The sequence below is a fragment of the Oceanobacillus chungangensis genome (assembly GCF_003369565.1).
In the GTDB taxonomy this organism is placed as follows: Bacteria; Bacillota; Bacilli; order Bacillales; family Amphibacillaceae; genus Oceanobacillus; species Oceanobacillus chungangensis.
Map to the genome: position 1 here is coordinate 320,588 of NZ_PIOD01000011.1, position 19,878 is coordinate 340,465.

The 19,878-nt window shown below is 35.8% G+C and carries 19 protein-coding genes; 5 read left to right on the forward strand and 14 right to left on the reverse strand.

Annotation, left to right across the window (positions count from 1 at the left end; genetic code table 11):
* The first annotated feature begins 55 nt into the window (after positions 1-55).
* Positions 56-682 carry a YktB family protein gene (locus CWR45_RS11630; protein WP_115750029.1) on the forward strand — a complete coding sequence of 209 codons (627 nt, stop codon included), beginning with the start codon at positions 56-58 and terminating at the stop codon, positions 680-682.
* Positions 683-725: 43 nt separating this feature from the next.
* On the opposite strand, the gene CWR45_RS11635 is transcribed toward CWR45_RS11630, so the two are convergent.
* From CWR45_RS11635 to CWR45_RS11670, 8 genes are all read right to left on the reverse strand, one after another.
* A complete protein-coding gene (locus CWR45_RS11635) occupies positions 726-1,679 on the reverse strand; it encodes an NAD(P)H-dependent flavin oxidoreductase (protein WP_115750030.1) in 954 nt (317 codons plus the stop codon).
* A gap of 327 nt (positions 1,680-2,006) precedes the next feature.
* A complete protein-coding gene (locus CWR45_RS11640) occupies positions 2,007-2,108 on the reverse strand; it encodes a GapA-binding peptide SR1P (protein WP_114916248.1) in 102 nt (33 codons plus the stop codon).
* Positions 2,109-2,334: 226 nt separating this feature from the next.
* Positions 2,335-3,213 carry a polysaccharide deacetylase family protein gene (locus CWR45_RS11645; protein WP_245975410.1) on the reverse strand — a complete coding sequence of 293 codons (879 nt, stop codon included), beginning with the start codon at positions 3,211-3,213 and terminating at the stop codon, positions 2,335-2,337.
* 213 nt (positions 3,214-3,426) lie between these two features.
* Positions 3,427-4,833 (reverse strand): dihydrolipoyl dehydrogenase, encoded by a 1,407-nt coding sequence (lpdA, locus tag CWR45_RS11650; RefSeq protein ID WP_115750031.1) that lies wholly within the window; start codon positions 4,831-4,833, stop codon positions 3,427-3,429.
* A gap of 4 nt (positions 4,834-4,837) precedes the next feature.
* Entirely contained in the window at positions 4,838-6,106 is a 1,269-nt protein-coding gene (locus tag CWR45_RS11655) for a dihydrolipoamide acetyltransferase family protein (RefSeq protein WP_115750032.1), read from the reverse strand.
* A gap of 22 nt (positions 6,107-6,128) precedes the next feature.
* Positions 6,129-7,106, reverse strand: coding sequence for an alpha-ketoacid dehydrogenase subunit beta (locus CWR45_RS11660; protein ID WP_115750033.1), 978 nt, complete (start codon positions 7,104-7,106; stop codon positions 6,129-6,131).
* Positions 7,107-7,109: 3 nt separating this feature from the next.
* Positions 7,110-8,192 (reverse strand): pyruvate dehydrogenase (acetyl-transferring) E1 component subunit alpha, encoded by a 1,083-nt coding sequence (gene pdhA / locus CWR45_RS11665; RefSeq protein ID WP_115750034.1) that lies wholly within the window; start codon positions 8,190-8,192, stop codon positions 7,110-7,112.
* Positions 8,193-8,576: 384 nt separating this feature from the next.
* The gene (locus CWR45_RS11670) at positions 8,577-9,245 is read right to left on the reverse strand and encodes a YkyA family protein (protein ID WP_170138846.1); all 669 of its coding nucleotides are present in this window, start codon (positions 9,243-9,245) and stop codon (positions 8,577-8,579) included.
* Positions 9,246-9,566: 321 nt separating this feature from the next.
* Between CWR45_RS11670 and def the strand changes: the two genes are divergently transcribed.
* From def to rnjA, 3 genes are all read left to right on the forward strand, one after another.
* Positions 9,567-10,118: a peptide deformylase gene (gene def / locus CWR45_RS11675; protein ID WP_115750035.1), complete on the forward strand. Its 552-nt coding sequence runs from the start codon at positions 9,567-9,569 to the stop codon at positions 10,116-10,118.
* Between the two features lie 613 nt (positions 10,119-10,731).
* The gene (locus CWR45_RS11680; protein ID WP_115750036.1) at positions 10,732-10,941 is read left to right on the forward strand and encodes a DNA-dependent RNA polymerase subunit epsilon; all 210 of its coding nucleotides are present in this window, start codon (positions 10,732-10,734) and stop codon (positions 10,939-10,941) included.
* Positions 10,942-10,943: 2 nt separating this feature from the next.
* Entirely contained in the window at positions 10,944-12,611 is a 1,668-nt protein-coding gene (rnjA, locus tag CWR45_RS11685; protein ID WP_115750037.1) for a ribonuclease J1, read from the forward strand.
* A gap of 606 nt (positions 12,612-13,217) precedes the next feature.
* Here the strand turns inward: rnjA and CWR45_RS11690 are convergent.
* From CWR45_RS11690 to cbpB, 6 genes are all read right to left on the reverse strand, one after another.
* The gene (locus CWR45_RS11690; RefSeq protein WP_115750038.1) at positions 13,218-13,883 is read right to left on the reverse strand and encodes a potassium channel family protein; all 666 of its coding nucleotides are present in this window, start codon (positions 13,881-13,883) and stop codon (positions 13,218-13,220) included.
* A gap of 188 nt (positions 13,884-14,071) precedes the next feature.
* Positions 14,072-15,901 carry an ABC transporter ATP-binding protein gene (locus CWR45_RS11695; protein ID WP_115750039.1) on the reverse strand — a complete coding sequence of 610 codons (1,830 nt, stop codon included), beginning with the start codon at positions 15,899-15,901 and terminating at the stop codon, positions 14,072-14,074.
* A gap of 19 nt (positions 15,902-15,920) precedes the next feature.
* On the reverse strand, positions 15,921-17,669 hold the full coding sequence (locus CWR45_RS11700; protein WP_115750040.1) for an ABC transporter ATP-binding protein: 1,749 nt from the start codon (positions 17,667-17,669) through the stop codon (positions 15,921-15,923).
* Between the two features lie 290 nt (positions 17,670-17,959).
* Positions 17,960-18,400, reverse strand: a complete 441-nt coding sequence (locus CWR45_RS11705; protein ID WP_115750104.1) for a TlpA family protein disulfide reductase — start codon at positions 18,398-18,400, stop codon at positions 17,960-17,962.
* Between the two features lie 153 nt (positions 18,401-18,553).
* Positions 18,554-18,796 carry a YkuS family protein gene (locus CWR45_RS11710; RefSeq protein WP_115750041.1) on the reverse strand — a complete coding sequence of 81 codons (243 nt, stop codon included), beginning with the start codon at positions 18,794-18,796 and terminating at the stop codon, positions 18,554-18,556.
* 94 nt (positions 18,797-18,890) lie between these two features.
* Positions 18,891-19,343, reverse strand: a complete 453-nt coding sequence (cbpB, locus tag CWR45_RS11715) for a cyclic-di-AMP-binding protein CbpB (protein ID WP_115750042.1) — start codon at positions 19,341-19,343, stop codon at positions 18,891-18,893.
* Between the two features lie 225 nt (positions 19,344-19,568).
* Between cbpB and CWR45_RS11720 the strand changes: the two genes are divergently transcribed.
* Complete coding sequence (locus tag CWR45_RS11720) at positions 19,569-19,871, forward strand: ArsR/SmtB family transcription factor (protein ID WP_115750043.1); 303 nt, start codon at positions 19,569-19,571, stop codon at positions 19,869-19,871.
* Positions 19,872-19,878 lie beyond the last annotated feature (7 nt).

Sequence of the window (19,878 nt, forward strand, 5' to 3'; positions counted from 1 at the left end):
TAATCAATACCTAATAATTATCATTACATTTTCAATCTATTGGAAGGTGAAGAATTTGGCTTTTACAGGTTTTACAGAACGTGATTTTGATACGTTTCAACTCAAAGGACTGGATACAAGAATGGAAGCAATCCAAACAAGAATTCAGCCCAAATTTCAAGAAATTGGTAGTGAATTAGTAGATTACCTATCCGCTCAATTAGGAAACGAAGTGTATTTACATATTGCTAGACATGCTAGAAGAACTGTGAATCCACCGAACGATACTTGGTTAGCTATTGCTGATAATAAACGTGGGTATAAACAACATCCACATTTTCAGGTTGGTTTATTTGATGATCATGTATTCGTCTGGATGGCACTTATTTATGAACTACCTTATAAGAAGGAAATTGCAGAATCACTAATCAAGCATTATGATGAGATTAAGCAGCTTCCTGATAATTTCGTCATTTCGATGGATCATATGAAGAAGGATTCTATTAACCTAGAAGATTTGCAGATGAAACAATTGGAGAGATTTCGAGATGTGAAGAAAGCAGAATTTTTAATTGGTCTGCAGCTTCCATTCAACGATTCACGTATCAAAGACGGTGAAAAATTTATACAAACTGTTAAAGATACATACGATAAATTGATTCCACTCTATCGTATTGCATTGCAGTCGAGAATAACAAAGTGAGGCAGATCCATCATCTGCCTCACTTTGTTTCAATAGCTTTACTTTAATTCCAAGCATTCCTAATCGCCTCTGCGTCAGAAACTATGGAACGAATTAACACCTCAACGGTCGGTATATCATGGATTCTAACAGAGGATTGCCCTGCCCAGCCAAATCCATTAATATCTCCATCATAAATATATCGTTTATTCGCATTACCACTAATGTATTCTTTCATGGATTCATATCCTTTTGCTAATTTTTCAATTGCTAATATTTCCTCTGTCCATGAATTTCTCAATGCTCTTGCAGGCGCTCCTATAGAACGTTTAATTACAACCGTACTATTTTCATCAGCATCTATAATTGCCTGCTTGTAATCTGGATGTGCAGCAATACATTCCTTCGTAGCGATAAATCTCGTACCCATCTCTATCCCTTCTGCACCTAAACTGAGAGCGGCCATTAACCCCCGACCATCGACAATTCCTCCTGATGCAATTACAGGTATGGACAGATAATCTACAACTTCTGGCGTTAGTACAAAGGTCCCCATATCACTTCTTCCCAAATGTCCTCCACCTTCCTGCCCTACTACCATTACTGCATCTGCACCTAATTCCTCCGCCTTAATCGCCTGTCGTTTAGCAGCCACAAGTACTAATGTTTTTATATCATGACCCTTCGTCATTTCGATTACCGCTTTCGGATTTCCCCCGGTAACAGAGATGACTGGAACTTTCTCTTCAATTGCTACGTTAACCATGTCAGCAAATGGTCTACCATGTTGACCTATCGCAAAATTTACACCGAATGGTTTATTCGTTAAGATTTTAACACGTTTAATTTCTTTTCTTAATTGATCAGGTCCTGGCAAGCTCATTGCTGTAATCTGCCCTAAACCGCCAGCATTTGAGACTGCTGCAGCTAAGTCAGAATATGCCAAATAAGCAAGCCCCCCCTGAATAATAGGATACTTAATGTTAAGTAATGCTGTAACCCTCGTATTAAGATTCACAATAACTCCCCCTTATTTAATTTGACTTAATTAATAGTAACATGCTGAACCTGTATATTCGTACTATGTAAAATGACATCCTCAGAACTCTTTTTCTAAGAATATTAGGATTTCTAGTTTAGTAATTGAACGAATCTCGTCAATACTTATAATATCTTTGTAATCCTAACTACTTATTGAGCAATTCTAAAGGCGTCTTTAAAAAGAAAAACAGCTACAATATAGTAAGTAGCTGTTGTCATTCGCGATTTATTAAGTTGAATTGAAACAATGTATAATTCAGTGAAAAAATCTGCCTGAACTTTTTATTTTGCTGTGTACTTTTTGTTATTTTTCACAGCTAGGACATGTACTATAAAGAGTTGTTACTTTTTCATCGTCATAGTTTTCAATAACTTGCTGACAATCTTGACAAATAATCGTTCCCATTAGCCCATCCCCTTTATAATCTATTTGATAGCGTATTCACATTATAATATAACACATTTAATAAATCAACCCTAAATAGTATAACATATTAAAATATTTATTATAATATTAGACATACATATAAATATATAAGCTATTATAACGGGATATAAATAATAATACAGGCGCTATAACAAGCTGTTATAGCGCCCCAAAATGAACTGCTTTTTATTTATATAAATACCTGTTAATTCGTTTGAATTAAATTTGGATCTACCATTTCATATCCACTTTTGCGCAACCCATCGATAATATCTTTAAGTGCTGCTGCCGTCCATTCCCTATCATGCATCAATAGATTAGCTCCTGGTTTTAGAAGTGAATAGGGTACATCAACCTCAGGACCTTTACCAGTTACCATTGCAGTGGTTAGCTTGCCCTTATCCATATAGGGCTCAAAATAATCATAACCATAGGTCCAATTCATTAAAACCATACTTTCATCCTGTACAACCTGTCTTGAGTTATCCGTATTAACACCATTTGGCGCACGAAAAAACTTCGGTCGCTCACCAATTATTTCTTCAATTCGATTATTCAACGAAACAATTTCTTCTTTTTGCTCTTCTTCAGAAATTGATGATAATAATGGGTGATTATATGTATGGTTACCAATCATAAAACCCATGTCATGGATTTCCCTTAATTTCTCTTCCCCATCTGGTGTATTAATGAAATGCCCATTAACAAAGAATATTGCATTTGCTTCCATTGATTTCAAAGTTTCAGCAATTTCCAATGAATATTTATCAGGTGCATCATCAAAGGTTAATAACACAACATTTTCATTTATCTCATCATTTAATGGAACAATGGATGAATCATCAGAAACTTTGTATGCCGCATTTACTTCCTCTTCTTCCTCCTTCAGTTCATCCTCTTCCACTTCTGGTTTCTTTTCCTCAAAAACTTCATCTTTTTCACTACTTTGCCCTTCATCATTGTTGCTCGACTCATTCTTTCCTTCTTCACTCGGCATGGATGGTTGTGAAGCTGACTCAGTATTACATGCGGCTAAAATTAACATTGACATAACAATTAAAATGGTAATTACAACTTTTTTCACAAGCAAAGTCCCCTTCAGTTTAAAATAATTCAGCAATTTTATTAATCTTTAACTTGAATCTTAACATAGATTGCTTAATCCTAATAGATTCATAAAGTATTAGCGGAAGAATATTCCATAATTGATACCTTTCTAATATACCCTTTTCAGCAAATAAAAAACAAAAGGGATAGCTAGTATTATAGCTATCCCTTTAATAATTTATTATCATGCCTACATAATATGGATTGGATTACCAAGTGCCACTTCTGCAGCTTCCATTGTAATTTCACCCAATGTTGGATGTGCGTGGATTGTTAATGCGATATCTTCCGCAGTCATACCTGATTCAACAGCTAAGCTAAGTTCAGAAATCATATCACTTGCATTAGGTCCAGCGATTTGTCCACCAAGAACTAATCCGTCTTCCTTACGAGTAATAAGTTTCAAGAAACCATCGCTATTGTTTAGTGATAATGCACGTCCATTAGCCGCAAATGGGAATTTACCAACTTTAACATCATAACCAGCATCTTTTGCTTGTTGCTCAGTCAAGCCAACTTGGGCAAGTTCTGGCTCTGTAAATGCAACTGCAGGCATACCGATATAATCAACTTCTGATTTCTCACCGCTAATTGCTTCAGCAGCAATTTTACCTTCATAAGATGCTTTATGTGCAAGTGGAAGACCTGGTACAATATCACCAATTGCATAGATATTTCCGATATTTGTACGAGATTGCTTATCTACTTTGATAAGACCTTTCTCATCAATTTCGATACCAACTTGCTCAAGGCCAAGTTCTGAAGTATTTGGACGACGACCAACTGTTACTAATACATAATCAGCTTCTACAGTTTCTTCTTTTCCTTTTACTTCATAAGTAACTTTAACACCGTCAGCAGTCTCTTCTACACCTTTAGCCATTGCTTCAGTAACAATTGTTGCACCTTTAGCTTTAAGGCGTTTTTTAACTAATGCTGTCATTTGTTTCTCGAATCCACCTAAGATATCTTTAGCGCCCTCAAGGAATGTTACTTCTGTACCGAAGTTAGCATATGCAGATCCTAATTCACTACCAACATATCCAGCACCGATAACTACTAGTTTCTTCGGTACTTCTTTCAAGTTAAGAGCTCCAGTTGAATCTAATACACGGTCAGAGAACTTGAAAGTAGGGATTTCAATTGGTCGTGAACCAGTTGCAATAATACAGTTGTTAAACTTATATGTTTGAGAAGAATTCTCATCCATTACTTTTACTGTATTTGCATCATGGAAATATACTTCGCCTCTTACGATATCAACTTTATTCCCTTTAAGTAAACCTTCAACACCTGAAGTAAGCTTCTGAACAACGCTGCCTTTCCACTCTTGAACCTTTGTGAAATCAACAGTTACATTTTCAGATTTAATTCCTAATGCTTCATTGCCTGCTGCACTTTCAAATGAATGCCCTGCTGAAATCAATGCTTTAGATGGGATACAACCTACGTTTAAGCATACCCCGCCAATTGCACCTTTTTCAACAATTGTTACTTTTTGACCTAGTTGTGCCGCACGGATGGCTGCTACATAGCCGCCAGGACCAGCGCCAACAACTAACGTATCTACTTCGATTGGGAAATCTCCTACTACCATTGTTTTACGCCTCCATCATAATTAATTGTGGATCATTTAATAATCGTTTGATTTGATTTAAAGCGTTTTGCGCCGTTGCACCATCAACGATACGATGATCAAAGCTTAGTGATAATGCTAGGACAGGAGCAATTACGATTTCGCCATCTTTAACGATTGGCTTCTCAGCAATGCGTCCAATACCAAGAATACATGCTTCAGGGTAGTTAATTACTGGCGTAAACCATTGACCACCAGCAGAACCAATGTTTGAAATGGTATTTGAAGCGCCTTTCATCTCATCTGGTGTAAGTTTACCATCACGAGCCTTAACTGCCAATTCATTTATCTCCTGAGAAATCTCAAAGATTGATTTGCGGTCTGCATTATTAACGACTGGTACAAGTAATCCGCGGTCTGTATCAGCAGCAATACCTACATTATAATAATGTTTTTCAACGATTTCGTCAGTAGCATCATCAATGTAAGAATTTAAAATTGGATATTTCTTAGAAGCTGAAACTAATGCTTTTACAACGTATGGCAAGAATGTTAATTTAATGCCTTGGTCAGCAGCAACAGCTTTGAATTTCTTACGATGTGCAACTAGTGCAGACACTTCTATATCGTCCATTAATGTAACATGTGGTGCTTTAGATTTAGAGTTAACCATTGCTTTAGCAATAGCTTTACGGATATTAGTCATCTTCTCGCGTGATTCAGGGTATTGACCTTCTGAAACGACAGGAGCTTGTTTAGTTTCTGTACTCTTCTCAGCAGAATCCTCTGCTTGAGCAGCTTCTGAAGGTTGTCCACCATTTAGATAGTTGTCAATATCTTCTTTTAGAATACGGCCATTTTTACCAGTACCTGAAACTGCTTGAATGTTCACATCGTTTTCACGAGCATATTTTCTAACTGAAGGCATTGCAATAACACGTTTGCCATCAGATTCTTCAGCTGGTGCTGATTCTGCTGCTGGTTTTTCTGCTGATTTTGCTTCTTCTTTAGGTGCTTCTTCCTTAGCTTCTTCAGCTGGTTCTTCTGATTCATATCCTTCAGCATCTAATGAAATAAATGTATTTCCAACAGTTGCTACTTCACCTTCTGCAACATGGATTTTCTTAACTGTACCGTCTACTGGAGAAGGAATTTCAACGACAGCTTTATCGTTTTGAACCTCACATAGTGTATCGTCTTCTTTTACTTCATCGCCTTCATTTACGAACCACTTTACAATTTCACCTTCTGTGATTCCTTCACCAATATCTGGGAATTTAAATTCAAATGCCATTATTATTACCTCCTATCTAAAATTAAAAGTTTACGACAGCTTTAATTTTCTCAACGATATCTTGATGGTTTGGCAACCATACATCTTCTGCTTCTGAGAATGGATAAATCGTATCTGCAGCTGTAACTCTTAGTACTGGTGCTTCTAGATGTAAAATTGCTCTTTCTTGAATTTCTGCAACGATATTTGCTGCAATACCTGCTTGACGTTGCGCTTCTTGTACAACGACTGCACGACCTGTTTTCTTAACAGATTCCATTACTGTTTCATAATCAACTGGGGAAACAGTACGAAGGTCGATTACTTCAACATCAATACCCTCTTTTTCCAATTCTTCTGCAGCTTTTAATGAAGAGTGAACCATTGCACCGTAAGCAACAACTGTCACATCTTTACCTTCACGTTTAACTGCTGCTTTACCAAGTTCAATTGTATATTCTTCTTCCGGTACCTCTTCACGGAATGAACGGTATAATTTCATATGCTCTAAAAATACAACTGGATCATTATCACGAATAGATGAGATTAATAAACCTTTCGCTTCGTATGGTGTTGAAGGAATTACTACTTTAATTCCTGGTGTTTGAGCGATTAATCCTTCTAATGAGTCAGCATGCATTTCTGGAGTATGAACCCCACCACCAAATGGCGCACGTACCGTAATTGGTTGGTTTTTTGTACCACCAGTACGGAAACGAATACGGTTCATTTGACCAGCTACAGAATCCATTACTTCAAATAAGAAACCGAAGAATTGGATTTCTGGTACTGGACGATATCCTTCTAACGCTAGTCCAATTGCAAGACCACCAATTCCTGATTCAGCAAGTGGAGTATCGAATACACGATCTTCACCGAATTCTTTTTGTAATCCTTCGGTAGCACGGAATACACCGCCGTTTTGACCAACGTCTTCACCAAAAACTAGCACGTTTTCGTCATTTTTAAGTTCATTACGCATTGCATCAGTTATTGCTTGGATCATTGTCATTTGTGCCATGAGTTATTTCGACTCCTTCGCTTGGTACTCTTCCATTTGCGCTTGCAAGTTCACTGGAAGTTCTTCGTACATAAATCCGATTAAATCAGTTACTTTTTGTTTTGGAGCTTGGTCAGCTTTTTTAATAGCTTCTTTAATATCGTTCTTAGCATCCTCAATTACTTTTGCTTCTTCTTCTTCAGACCATAATTTCTTGCCTTCTAAGAATTTACGGAAACGAATAAGTGGGTCTTTCTTTTCCCATTCTGAGTTTAGCTCATCTGAACGATAACGAGTCGGGTCATCACCAGACATTGTATGTGGACCATAACGGTAAGTTAAAGTCTCAATTAATGTTGGTCCTTCACCATTGATAGCACGGTTACGAGCATGTTTTGTTGCCGCATAAACAGCTAACACGTCCATACCGTCAACTTGAATTCCTTCAATACCTGCTGCGATAGCTTTTTGAGCTAATGTTTTAGCAGATGATTGTTTTTCTCTTGGTACTGAAATAGCAAATCCGTTATTTTGTGCAATAAAAATTGCCGGAGCTTTATACGCACCTGCAAAGTTCATACCTTCGTAGAAATCACCTTGTGATGTACCACCATCACCAGTCCATGTGACTGCAACAGCTTGTTTACCACGTTTCTTAATTCCTAGTGCAACCCCAGCTGCTTGTACATATTGTGCACCAATAATAATTTGTGGGAATAACGCTCTTACATCTTCAGGGAATTGTCCACCAGCAAAATGGCCTCTTGACCATAGGAATGCTTGATGTAATGGTAGTCCTTGCCAAATTAATTGTGGAACATCACGGTAACCTGGCAATAAGTAATCTTCTTTTTCTAATGCAAAATGACTACCAAGTTGTGAAGCCTCTTGTCCTGCTGTTGGAGCGTAGAAACCTAAACGTCCTTGACGGTTAAGTGCAATCGAACGCTGATCTAGTACACGAGTATATACCATGCGGCGCATTAACTCTTTTAATTCCTCATCTGATAGTTCAGGCATATCTGCTTTGTTAACAATTTTTCCATCTTCATTAAGAATCTGGAATGTTTCAAACTGATTTTCAACACTTTCTAATACGTGTTTCAAAATAGTCACCTATCCTTTCTATCCTTAAAAATATTTTCTTTGATAGCTTTCCCAACTACCAAAAACTAACACTAAAAAAAGGTCTATATTTGATGTACCCTTATAAACTTATTTAACACTTATGCAATTTCACTAAACTGTTATATTATTAAGTATGAGTTTGAATGGTACAATCATGAATACAAACTCATGATAGACTATTTTTTTTATGGCGTCAATATTAATGTTGTGTATACTTTACAACAATGAAAGGTGTTACATATTTCATTCGTTCATGATTATACATTATACGAGCCGTTGTTATATCACAACACCATTTTTGTTATAATACAAGTTAATCGCATAATAAAAAGAGAGCTGAAACTATTTTCAGCCCTCTTACTTTTATTCACTCTCATAAGATACATTCATATTCGCCTGCGTGTAAAACTCTTTCTTTAATTTATTATACTCCGTTGTAAATTCATTAAAATTCTGATTCTCATCTAATATCTTTTGGTAGCTTTCATTTATTTTGTTAATTTGCTCTGTCAATGTCTCTTGCTCTAAATCCTCTTGTTGTAACAATGAGTACAGTTCCTTTTCTTGCTTAAGTGACTGTAGGTATGCCTCGTGCAGCTTGTCATAGGAATTGTATCGTTTCTCCATCATCGCATACATTTTATCTGCAACCTGCTTTAATTCACCATCTTCTAGTTCGTCAATTAGTGGACGGATTTTATTAAACTCTTCTCTGGATGCATCGATACTTTCCTTTTCAAGCTTTATTTTGTCTGCCCTCTCATCAATAATACCAGTTGCTTCTTTTGCAAGCTCTACAATTTGCTCAAATTCATCCATTCCTAAATCGATAATTTGACTATAGATTTCTTGTTCTTGTGTTTCTAACTCTGTAATATTTTCTTGTTGCGATTCAAACACTTCTTCTAAGTTAACCGCTTCTTCTAAATGATTATGTATTTGCACCTGTGTTGATTCACCACTACAAGCTGATAGAAATACAATAAATAGCATCATTGCAAACCCAATTAGTATTGAACCGTTCCACTTCATTCAAATACCCTCCTACATCATGTTGCTTCAATAATATGTTCTACAGTATACCATAAAACATCCATAAACGATTTACTATTTTTCCAAAAATATCCGTAATGGAAAATAAATGATTAAAACCTGTAACCTATGTTAGAATAATATGATATAGATTGTAACTATATGTAACAATAAACATGAAAAACCTATTTAGCGACAAATGAGATTGTTACCTTAGGCTTGTATTACGAGTCGCTGGAGTTGGTTAAGAGTATTACTTAAAAAGCTACAACAGCCCTTATTTTAAATAATTTCTGAAACATTGAAAAAGGAGTATGAACCATGATTACAATGAAAGACATCGTTCGTGAAGGACATCCTTCATTAGAAAAAGTAGCAAAAGAAGTGGAGTTACCGCTTCATGATGAAGATAGACAGCTTCTACTTGATATGATTACCTTTTTGAAAAATAGTCAAGATGATGAAATTGCAGCTAAATATGATTTGCGTGCTGGTGTTGGTTTAGCAGCACCACAGTTAGGGATAGAGAAACGATTAATTGCAGTTTATTTTGAGGATTCAGATGGAAAACTGTATAACTACGGTTTAGTAAATCCTAAAATTGTTAGCCATTCAGTCGAACAGTCATATTTGGCTGGTGGTGAAGGTTGCCTTTCTGTTGATCGCCCCGTCGAAGGATATGTTCCACGTCATGCTAGAATTACAGTTAAAGCAACAGATATAGAAGGTAATCCTGTAAAACTTAGATTAAAAGGTTATCCAGCAATTGTTTTTCAACATGAAATTGATCATTTAAACGGTGTAATGTTCTACGACCATATTAATACAGAAGTTCCCTTCGCCGTACCAGATAATTCGACTGTAATTGAATAAAGAAAATTTAACTGTCTGATACCAAGTTGATATACTTCGCTGAACTTGGCAAATCAAATAATCACTTTCGAGAAGTGTCCAACAGCGGGCACTTTTTTCATTTTAACGGCATCATTCCTACAAATGAATAATTATTATTTTACTGTAAAGCATAACCATATCAACAAATTCCATAGAATTTAGAACTTATTTTTAGATAAATAATGGATTTGTATTTCAAATTTCCTCAAATCGTACTATACTATAGTTAAGAGGGATTGGATCGGTAGATGTTTATGTTGCTTTTCTTAAATATTTGGAAGGAGACGTGCATGATTATGCTGAAGCGCCTAAAAGAAAAGCTAAAGAAACGCTGGAAGGAATTTTTAGGCAAAGAAGGACGTGTACCTACAACTTTTGAAAAAGACTATCATTGATGTCACCAATCACAACGAATTTAGTATTGCAAGCTTAACTGGTTATGTTACGGAAGCATAATAAGCTTATTTTAGTATGGCTACGGAAAATAAATAACATCTAATTAATAAAAGTGTTTTAGCTATCACAAATAGTGCTAGCTTTATTAAAAGAATCAAAAATAAAAAAGTATTAGAATTAGGTCAGGAGAGATAGAATGATTTATAAAGTATTGTTCCAAGAATTCATGGGCGAAAACCCTGTTCGTGAAAAAACAAAAAGTATATATGTGGAAGCAAACTCAGTACGCGAAGTTCGCCAAAAATTAAACGATCGCAACTATAACATCGAGCTTATCCAAGAATTGGATGCTGCACATCTGGAGTATGAACAAAAATCCGAAAATTTTGAATTGGAGAACATTTAATTATGAAATTTGTAAAAAACGATCAAACCGCAGTATTCGCTCTTGGTGGACTAGGTGAAATTGGTAAAAATACGTATGGGGTACAATTCCAAGATGAGATTATTTTAATTGATGCAGGGGTTAAGTTCCCTGAGGATGAGTTACTTGGAATTGACTACGTTATACCAGATTATACCTACATCGTACAAAACCAAGATAAAATTAAAGGGTTGTTCATTACTCATGGACATGAGGATCACATTGGCGGTATCCCATTCCTTTTACGTGAAGTAAATATTCCAATTTATGCAGGGAAACTCGCAATTGGATTAATTAGAAATAAATTAGATGAACATGGTTTATTAAGGACTGCAAAATTAAACGTTATCCAAGAAGATGATATTATTAAATTCCGTAAAACTTCCGTAAGCTTTTTCCGTACTACACACAGTATCCCAGATGCATATGGTGTCGTCGTTAAGACACCACCAGGGAATATTGTTCATACTGGAGATTTCAAATTTGACTTCACTCCAGTCGGTGAGCCAGCTAATCTTGCAAAAATGGCTGAAATTGGTAAAGATGGTGTTCTCTGCTTACTTTCAGACAGTACAAATAGTGAAGTCCCTGGTTATACAATGTCAGAAAGAGTTGTAGGTGAAAGTATTAATGATATATTCAGCCGTGCAGATGGTAGACTTATCTTTGCCACATTCGCCTCTAATATTTATCGACTTCAACAAGTTGTAGAATCGGCAATAAAGTATAATCGTAAAGTTGCAGTCTTTGGCAGAAGCATGGAGTCAGCTATCACCCTTGGTCTTGAACTAGGTTATATTCAGGCACCAAAAGAAACCTTTATTGATGCCCAGCAGCTTAACCGCTTGCCAGCCAATGAAGTGGCAATTCTTTGTACTGGTTCACAAGGTGAATCGATGGCAGCTTTATCTAGAATTGCAAATGGCACACATAGACAAATCCAATTAATACCTGGTGACACTGTCGTATTCTCATCTTCACCAATCCCTGGAAATACGGTCAGTGTATCAAGAATCATCAATAAATTATACCGTGCTGGTGCTGAAGTGATACATGGTAAATTAAACAACGTGCATACATCAGGACATGGTGCACAAGAAGACCAAAAATTAATGTTACGATTAATTCAACCTAAATTCTTCTTACCAATTCACGGAGAATACCGCATGTTTAAAGAGCATGAGAAACTAGCTGTAGCTTGTGGTGTCGATCCTGATAATGTCTTCATCATGGACAATGGAGATGTACTGGCTTTAGGAAAAGAACAAGGTGAAATAGCAGGTAAAATCCCTTCAGGTTCCATCTATGTTGACGGCAGTGGTATTGGTGACATCGGAAATATTGTTTTACGCGATCGTCGCATCCTATCTGAGGAAGGATTAGTAATTGTAGTTGTAAGTATTAATATGAAAGAATTTAGAATTGCGGCAGGTCCAGATATCATATCCCGCGGATTCGTTTATATGAGAGAGTCTGAGGACTTAATAAATGAAGCACAAAAGCTTGTTTCAAGTCATTTATCTAAAGTAATGGAAAGAAGAACAACCCAATGGTCAGAAATTAAGAATGAAATTACTGATACAATTGCACCATTCCTTTATGAAAAAACAAAACGCCGTCCAATGGTATTACCAATAATTATGGAAGTTTAATATTTAAAAGACCTGAGTTTATATACAACTCGGGTCTTTTTCCATTGTTTAAGATAAGCTAATTTAATATTGTTATTGCTATTACTTGATATAGTAAGGAAAAGTTTAGATAAACTGTGGACTAAGAAGACGCAAAGTTGATTTTCGCTCCGGAAAGTCGCGCATCTGGAGGGCAACGCGGTCTGCTCCTTCTAAAGAAAATCACTTTAGATGTATCTTCAGCCGTAGCTTTTCCCACAGGACAAAAAATGCCTCGACAGCGTTACATCGCACGATGAAAATATTTTTATTTTCGACGAGTCTCCTGTCCTCGGTTCCAATCAACAGCCATGAGAGAGGAAAATGCACTTCTATCTATTTTAGAAAATTATTAACTCGCACATCCCAAGCGGAGATAATACACGAAGACTCCTGCGGGAGGAAGGGCTTCGGTGAGACGCACAAGAAGGCTCACCAGCCCCCCCGAGGAAAGCGTAGTGTATTTTCGCAGCGACTGGCCCAAGAACATCTGTTAAGTTAGTTCGAACTTTACATCAACTAGGAATAATACATCATAAAAAATAGTCCTTTTGCTATTTCACAAAAGGACTATTTCCTATTCATTACTTAATCATCAATTACTAGATTCTTTTCAAATCTTGAAATATCAATATCTGCTCCGATAACTATTAGAACATCATCTTCTTGCAGTACTTCATCAGCCATTGGGGAAACATTTATCGATTTCCCTTGTTTGATAGCAACAACGTTACATCCGTAATTTGCACGAATATCAAGGTCAATTAATGTTCTGCCCTTCATCTTGAGCCCTGCCTTAACCTCGACAATGCTATGCTCGTCCGATAAATCAAGATAATCTAGAATATTATTTGAGATAAGATTATGCGCTATTCTTCTTCCCATATCACGTTCTGGATGGACAATTTGATGTGCACCAATCTTATTTAATATTTTTTCATGATAATCATTTTGTGCCTTTACTGTTATTCGATCTACTCCTAATTCTGATAGAATTACCGTTGTTAATATACTCGCCTGAATATTTTCGCCAATTGCTACAATCACATGTTCAAAATTTGAAATTCCAATTTCTTTTAAAGAAACCTCATCAGTCGAGTCTAATATTACAGCATGGGAGGCAATATTTTTAAATTCATTTACCTTTTCCTCATCTTTATCAATTGCAAGTACCTGCATTCCTTCTGAACTCAATTCACGACAAATACTCCCGCCGAAACGACCTAACCCAATTACAGCAAATTCCTTTTTCATCATAGTTCCCCCATGTCTGTCTAACTTTAGCATTATCATACCACATTTTTAGAACAAAAGCGCAAGGACCCGTTTAGCAACGTACGGAGGTGAAGAAAGTGTCGCTAAACGGGCGCTTGCTAGACATGACCAATTCAGTCTGTGAATTAAAATTGGAATGTTTTATATTTCCTTGAACAATTTATTAATTAAATTGCGTCTAACATTTGAAACTGTGATTTTACCAAATGATAATACTTACCATATTGGCTCATTAATTCTTCATGATCCCCTTGCTCGATTATCTTACCTTGCTCTAAAACAAAAATAGTGTCAGATTCCCTAATCGTAGATAATCGGTGAGCAATGATAATCGAAGTTCTTCCCTTTAATAACGTGCGCATTGCTTCTTGAATTCTTACTTCTGTTTCCGTATCAATACTTGCAGTCGCTTCATCCAAAATGATTATTCTGGGATTAGCTAATAGTGCTCTAGCAAAGGAGAGCAATTGTCGCTCACCCGCTGATAATATATTCCCTCTTTCCTCTACTTCCGTATAATAACCATTTGATAAACGTTGAATGAAATCATCGGCACCAACTACCTTAGCAGCATTTATTACTTCTTCATCTGTGGCATCTGGCCTGCCAAAGCGAACATTATCTATGATTGTTCCCGAGAAAATAAATGTATCTTGCAGAACAACACTTATTTGACTTCGCAGACTATCCAAGGTTACATCTCTTAAATCAACGCCATCAATCTTTACAGACCCTTTAGTTGGATCATAGAAACGACTAATTAAGTTTGCAATTGTTGACTTCCCACTACCAGTATGGCCAACAAGAGCAACCGTCTCCCCTTCCTTCATTTCCAGAGAAATTTCATGTAATGCTATTCTGTCTTCCTCATATGAAAATTCTACATGGTCAAATTCAATATGACCTTTCATCTCTGTATACACATATGCATCTTTCTTCTCTTCTACATTTGACTCTTCATCCAAAAATTCAAATATCCGTTCAGAAGATGCCATTGCCATGAGTAGTTGATTATACATCTGTCCTAATCTGGAAATCGGTCCCCAGAACATGCCAAGGAAAAAGGCGAAAGATACAAACGTACCAACCTGAATCGTATCATTTAAGATTAGATAGGCTCCAAATGCTATTAAAATAATTGTTCCAATTGCATCGCAAATCTCAACTAAGGGGCGAAACATCGCACTTCGCTTCGAAGCGATTCTAAAGCTATTAAAATATCCCTCATTTACGCCATTAAAAAATTCAGCATTCTCTTTTTCCTGTGTAAACGATTGGGTAATGCGCATTCCTTGAAGTCCTTCATTTAAATGTGAATTTAATCGCGATTGGTGCACCCTTACGTCCTGCCATGTCCTGCGTATCATCTTCCTTAATCTTGTTGAAATCAAAAACATAAGTGGAATAACAATAATTACTGCAAGTGCAAGCTGTGGACTTAATGCAAATAAAATAACAACAATTGCAGTTAGTGTTACAAAATCCATCAATAAGTTGATAATCCCGTTCGAAAATAGTTCCTGTAATGAGTTTACGTCATTTAATATTCTTACTAAGATTGATCCAGCTGATCTACTATCAAAAAAACGATGGGACAAACGTTCAACATGTGAGAATAAATGCTGCCTTAAATCAAAAATTACATTTTGCCCTAGCTTGTTTACCCATTTGATCCTAAATACGTTCGCAGTGTAGCTTATTAAGTAAAGAACACCTATCCCTAATACAAGATAAGTTAGCAATGTAAAATCTTTATGCTCGATTGCAATATCGATTGCTACCTTTCCAATTAATATTGGTACAGTTAAACGAACAATTGTAGAGAGTAACATAGCGATTAATGCGGCCGGAAGGTATGTTTTAGCGTATGGTTTAACATACTGTAACAGTCTCAGCATTTGCCTCCAGTTAAATGGTTTATCAATCGCTTGGTCTACTGTATAGTGAAATCGCTTTAAATGTCTGCTTTCCCTTTTCCTATTTGCTGCTTTTGCCATTTTCCTGATCACCTCCTAATTAGTTAACTGTATTCATAACCGTTTCCCGATCTTGATATTGGATACTGTAGATACGTTCATACGGTCCATTATTTTGTAATAAATAATCATGGGTACCACGCTCGACAATCTCACCATCATCTAAAACTAAAATTTCGTCTGCATGTTTTAGTGAAGAAATACGGTGAGCAATAATGAAGGAAGTTCTCCCTTCCATCACTTCCCTCAGCGCGTGTTGTATTTTAAATTCTGTCTCCATATCAACGGCTGATGTTGCATCATCTAGTACAAGGATACTAGGATTAATACAAATTGCTCGTGCAATTGCAATCCGTTGTTTTTGACCACCTGATAGACCCATTCCACGTTCCCCAAGCATTGTATCGTAACCTTTTGGCATTTCCATGATGAAGTCATGTGCCTGTGCTCTTTTCGCTGCATCAATAATTTGCTCATTCGTTACATTTGGGTTCCCGTAGGCAATGTTCTCTCTAATAGTTGTTGAAAATAAAAACGGTTCCTGCAATACAAAACCGATATGACTACGTAAGGTTTTAAGTTTATAATCTGAAACAGGACGACCATCCACAAGTACTTCCCCTTGTTCAGGCTCATAAAATCTTGTGATGAGTTGGGTTATACTTGTTTTTCCTGAACCTGTTGCCCCGATTAAGCCGATAATTTTCCCTGGGGGTGCATCGAAACTGATATTTTTAAGTGCTGAATCATCATCCTTAACATAGGTTAACGTTACGTCTTTAAATGTAATATGACCTTTTATTAGTACATCAACTGCATTCTCTTTTTCCACAATATCTTCTTTTGCATCGAGTATTTCAATTAATCTCTCACCAGATGCTTTTGCTTGGGAAAACTGATTAATAATAAAGCCAAGGCCCATTAATGGATCAAGAATATACCATACTAGACTGAAGAAAGCGACCAATTCTCCCAATGCAAGCGATCCATTTATAACCAAATAACCACCATAACCAAGTAATGCAATAACACAAATATTGCCGATAAATTCCATCAGTGGGAAGTATTTCGCCCATAGATTAGATGTATCTATATAATTGTTACGATAATCATCATTGCTTGTAGAAAAACGTTTCACCTCGAAATCTTCTCGAGATAATGATTTAACCGTATTAATTCCACTAATGTTTTCTTGGATTCTCGTATTCAATACACCCATTGATTTTCTTATTTTTCGAAACGCAGGATGTACACGCTTATCAAATTGGTAAACAACGACAATTAGAAAAGGCATTGCAGCCATCGTGACAAACGCTAATGGAACAGAATAGTAAAACATCACAGCTAAACTAATGACAATTAATAAGATTGTACGAATTAATTCTGCAATTCCAATAGATAAGAAAAAGCGGAATCCTTCAACGTCTGCAGTTAAACGAGACATTATATCTCCTGTTTTAGCATTATCATAATATCGGAATGATAATGATTGGAGTTTATCATAGATTGATCCACGCAATTTATAAACAGAAGTCATCCCAAACAAATCACCTAAGTATTGAAATGCAAAGGTGGATAAGCCTTTCATAATCATTAGTACAAGGAATAGGCTACAAATATAAGGGATTAAAGCATACCTGTCTTTTGCGACAACTTCATCAATTGTTATCTGTAAAATGATAGGATAAACAACAGTAATTACTGTTACAAATAACAAGAAAAATAATGACCATAGCAAATATTTCTTATATGGCCAGTAAAAGCTTTTTAACCGATTAAACGTATTCAATTTACTTCCCCCCTAAAGTCTTAATTCCCGTATGTACTAATATAACGGTTACCGAAATAAATTGCCATATATTTCTCATTATTTTTATAATTATTTTTTCGACAGAAAAGTCGTGCTAATTTTTGTAAGTTCTACCACCCGCTTTCGCTGAAAAGGTTCATTTTTCCGGGATAAAATGCATTCGAATGGGTAATGACTTGTCCCTCCCTTATTTATCGGGAATTATCATCCACAAGCATTAAAAATACCCTTGCAAAGATCGTCGCAAGGGTATCGTTTAATCGTTATGATTACTTATCTATTAATCGATTTATTCGGTTACGGATTGTGCTAATTTTTCCATCGGTTTGAAAATGCCTAAGATCACCATTTTTATCAAAAATATAATATGTTGGTACATATCGTGTGCGAAATCTATCACTTAACTTTAAGTCATTATCAATGTAGACAGGCTGTGAAATATTATGCGCTTTTGCAACCCTAGTAATTTCTTCTATATCAGTATCCTGCCTAGATAATGGCATATATACTGCAATGATATTTAAGCGCTCTCGATAAGTATCTCTTAACTCATTAACATATGGCATTGATTTCTTACAAAGATGGCAGTTAATCGACCAAAAATGAATGAGTAATGGTTTCTCACCAATCAAATCTTGCCTATATAATGAATTACTATTAAGCCAAGCTGTTGCTCCCGTTAGCTCTGGCAATGAATCTCTTAGTTTGATATTGATGCCCTCCCCTAATGTGAACTGTTGTCTATTCTCTATCCACAATATATGTTCCAGCCTTAATTCGTATTCCAAAACACAAAAAGTAAACAGACTCTCATTTAATGAAAATCTGTTTACTCTTTAGAATACTTTGTTAATAGAAAAACCTTAGCTTAATCGTTGATTTACCATGTCACAAACATCATCAGCATTAAATCCGTGTGCATTTATTACCGGTCCAGAAATAACCGCGTTTGATATTCCCATTACATCTTTATCCTGACCAGAAATGATACAGCAATCACACCCTGCTGCATCAGCTTCAGACCGTAAATCTACAACCTCGTGGCCAAGCTCAGTTAATGCTGCTTTTACATCTGATAATGTTTCTTCGACTCCAATACGCGCCATAGGTATTTCCTCCTCTACATAAAAAATATACATCTGTAGTTTGACCGAAAACGTCTATGTTATACAGCAACATGGAAGATACCTATTTATAATCTTACTTTGAATATTGTTTAGAAGAATAAATTTCTTTTTTTAATTGTTTTAAGATTGCCCTTCTTGTTAAAATACCATCAAAGTATCCTTCCTCATCGACAACACAAATAAAATTATTATCAATAATCGCATTTAAACCATCTAGTAAATTATTTTCCTTGGTTATAGTTATAACATCATGATGCATGATCTCTTGAACTCGCATTTCCGATAGCTTCTCTATTTCAAACCGCTCAAGGCCTAAAATTTGATTTAATATTACTGTCTTGCTAATTATTCCTGCTAATTTATAGGATGCATCTAAAACTGGTACAGCTGAATATCCAGATTTAACTAAAACTAATAATGCATGTTCTAATGGATTATTTAATTGTACATGGGCAACTTTCTCGGAAGATATCATTAATTCAGCAACAGCTATATCAACTAATTGCCTATCTTGTGTCATACTCATAACTAACGCCCCTTTTTTAATCACTTTTCTACGCATTTCTTAGTTGCACTTGTGCAGCATAAGAAAGCTTATACTTCTAAGGTAAGCTTTTTACTTTATCAGTTTATCATAGATAATTAGAAGTAACATCTTAGACGGATATAGTTTACAATCAAATTCTTGCTATTTTAATGCACATATTTTACAATATGAGCATATGATCATATTGTATTGGAGTGTTTAAATTTGCCCTATCATTCAATTGAAAACGAATTAATCGAACAGTCTTCGCAAATATTTAAAGCATTGTCTGATCCAACAAGAATAAGGATTTTGCATCTATTATTTTTCAAGGAATGTTCAGTAAATGAAATAGCAAATCAACTTGAAATGAATCAGTCAACGATTTCTCATCAATTAAAATATTTAAAACAACTACGTTTGGTTAAAAATCGAAAAGAAAAAACAACGAATTATTATTCGCTCGATGACAATCATGTCATGAACTTATTAGAACAAACTCTTGAACATATTAAACATACGAATTAGGAGGATG

Bases quoted from the DNA above. Each gene is read 5' to 3' on its own strand.
- CWR45_RS11640 (WP_114916248.1), bottom strand. From the start codon at position 2,108: ATGGGAACGATTATTTGTCAAGATTGTCAGCAAGTTATTGAAAACTAT.
- lpdA (WP_115750031.1), bottom strand. From the start codon at position 4,833: ATGGTAGTAGGAGATTTCCCAATCGAAGTAGATACGTTAGTTGTTGGC.
- CWR45_RS11655 (WP_115750032.1), bottom strand. From the start codon at position 6,106: ATGGCATTTGAATTTAAATTCCCAGATATTGGTGAAGGAATCACAGAA.
- CWR45_RS11660 (WP_115750033.1), bottom strand. From the start codon at position 7,106: ATGGCACAAATGACAATGATCCAAGCAATAACTGATGCAATGCGTAAT.
- CWR45_RS11670 (WP_170138846.1), bottom strand. From the start codon at position 9,245: ATGAAGTGGAACGGTTCAATACTAATTGGGTTTGCAATGATGCTATTT.
- def (WP_115750035.1), top strand. From the start codon at position 9,567: ATGATTACAATGAAAGACATCGTTCGTGAAGGACATCCTTCATTAGAA.
- CWR45_RS11680 (WP_115750036.1), top strand. From the start codon at position 10,732: ATGATTTATAAAGTATTGTTCCAAGAATTCATGGGCGAAAACCCTGTT.
- rnjA (WP_115750037.1), top strand. From the start codon at position 10,944: ATGAAATTTGTAAAAAACGATCAAACCGCAGTATTCGCTCTTGGTGGA.
- CWR45_RS11690 (WP_115750038.1), bottom strand. From the start codon at position 13,883: ATGAAAAAGGAATTTGCTGTAATTGGGTTAGGTCGTTTCGGCGGGAGT.
- CWR45_RS11695 (WP_115750039.1), bottom strand. From the start codon at position 15,901: ATGGCAAAAGCAGCAAATAGGAAAAGGGAAAGCAGACATTTAAAGCGA.
- CWR45_RS11710 (WP_115750041.1), bottom strand. From the start codon at position 18,796: ATGGCGCGTATTGGAGTCGAAGAAACATTATCAGATGTAAAAGCAGCA.
- cbpB (WP_115750042.1), bottom strand. From the start codon at position 19,343: ATGAGTATGACACAAGATAGGCAATTAGTTGATATAGCTGTTGCTGAA.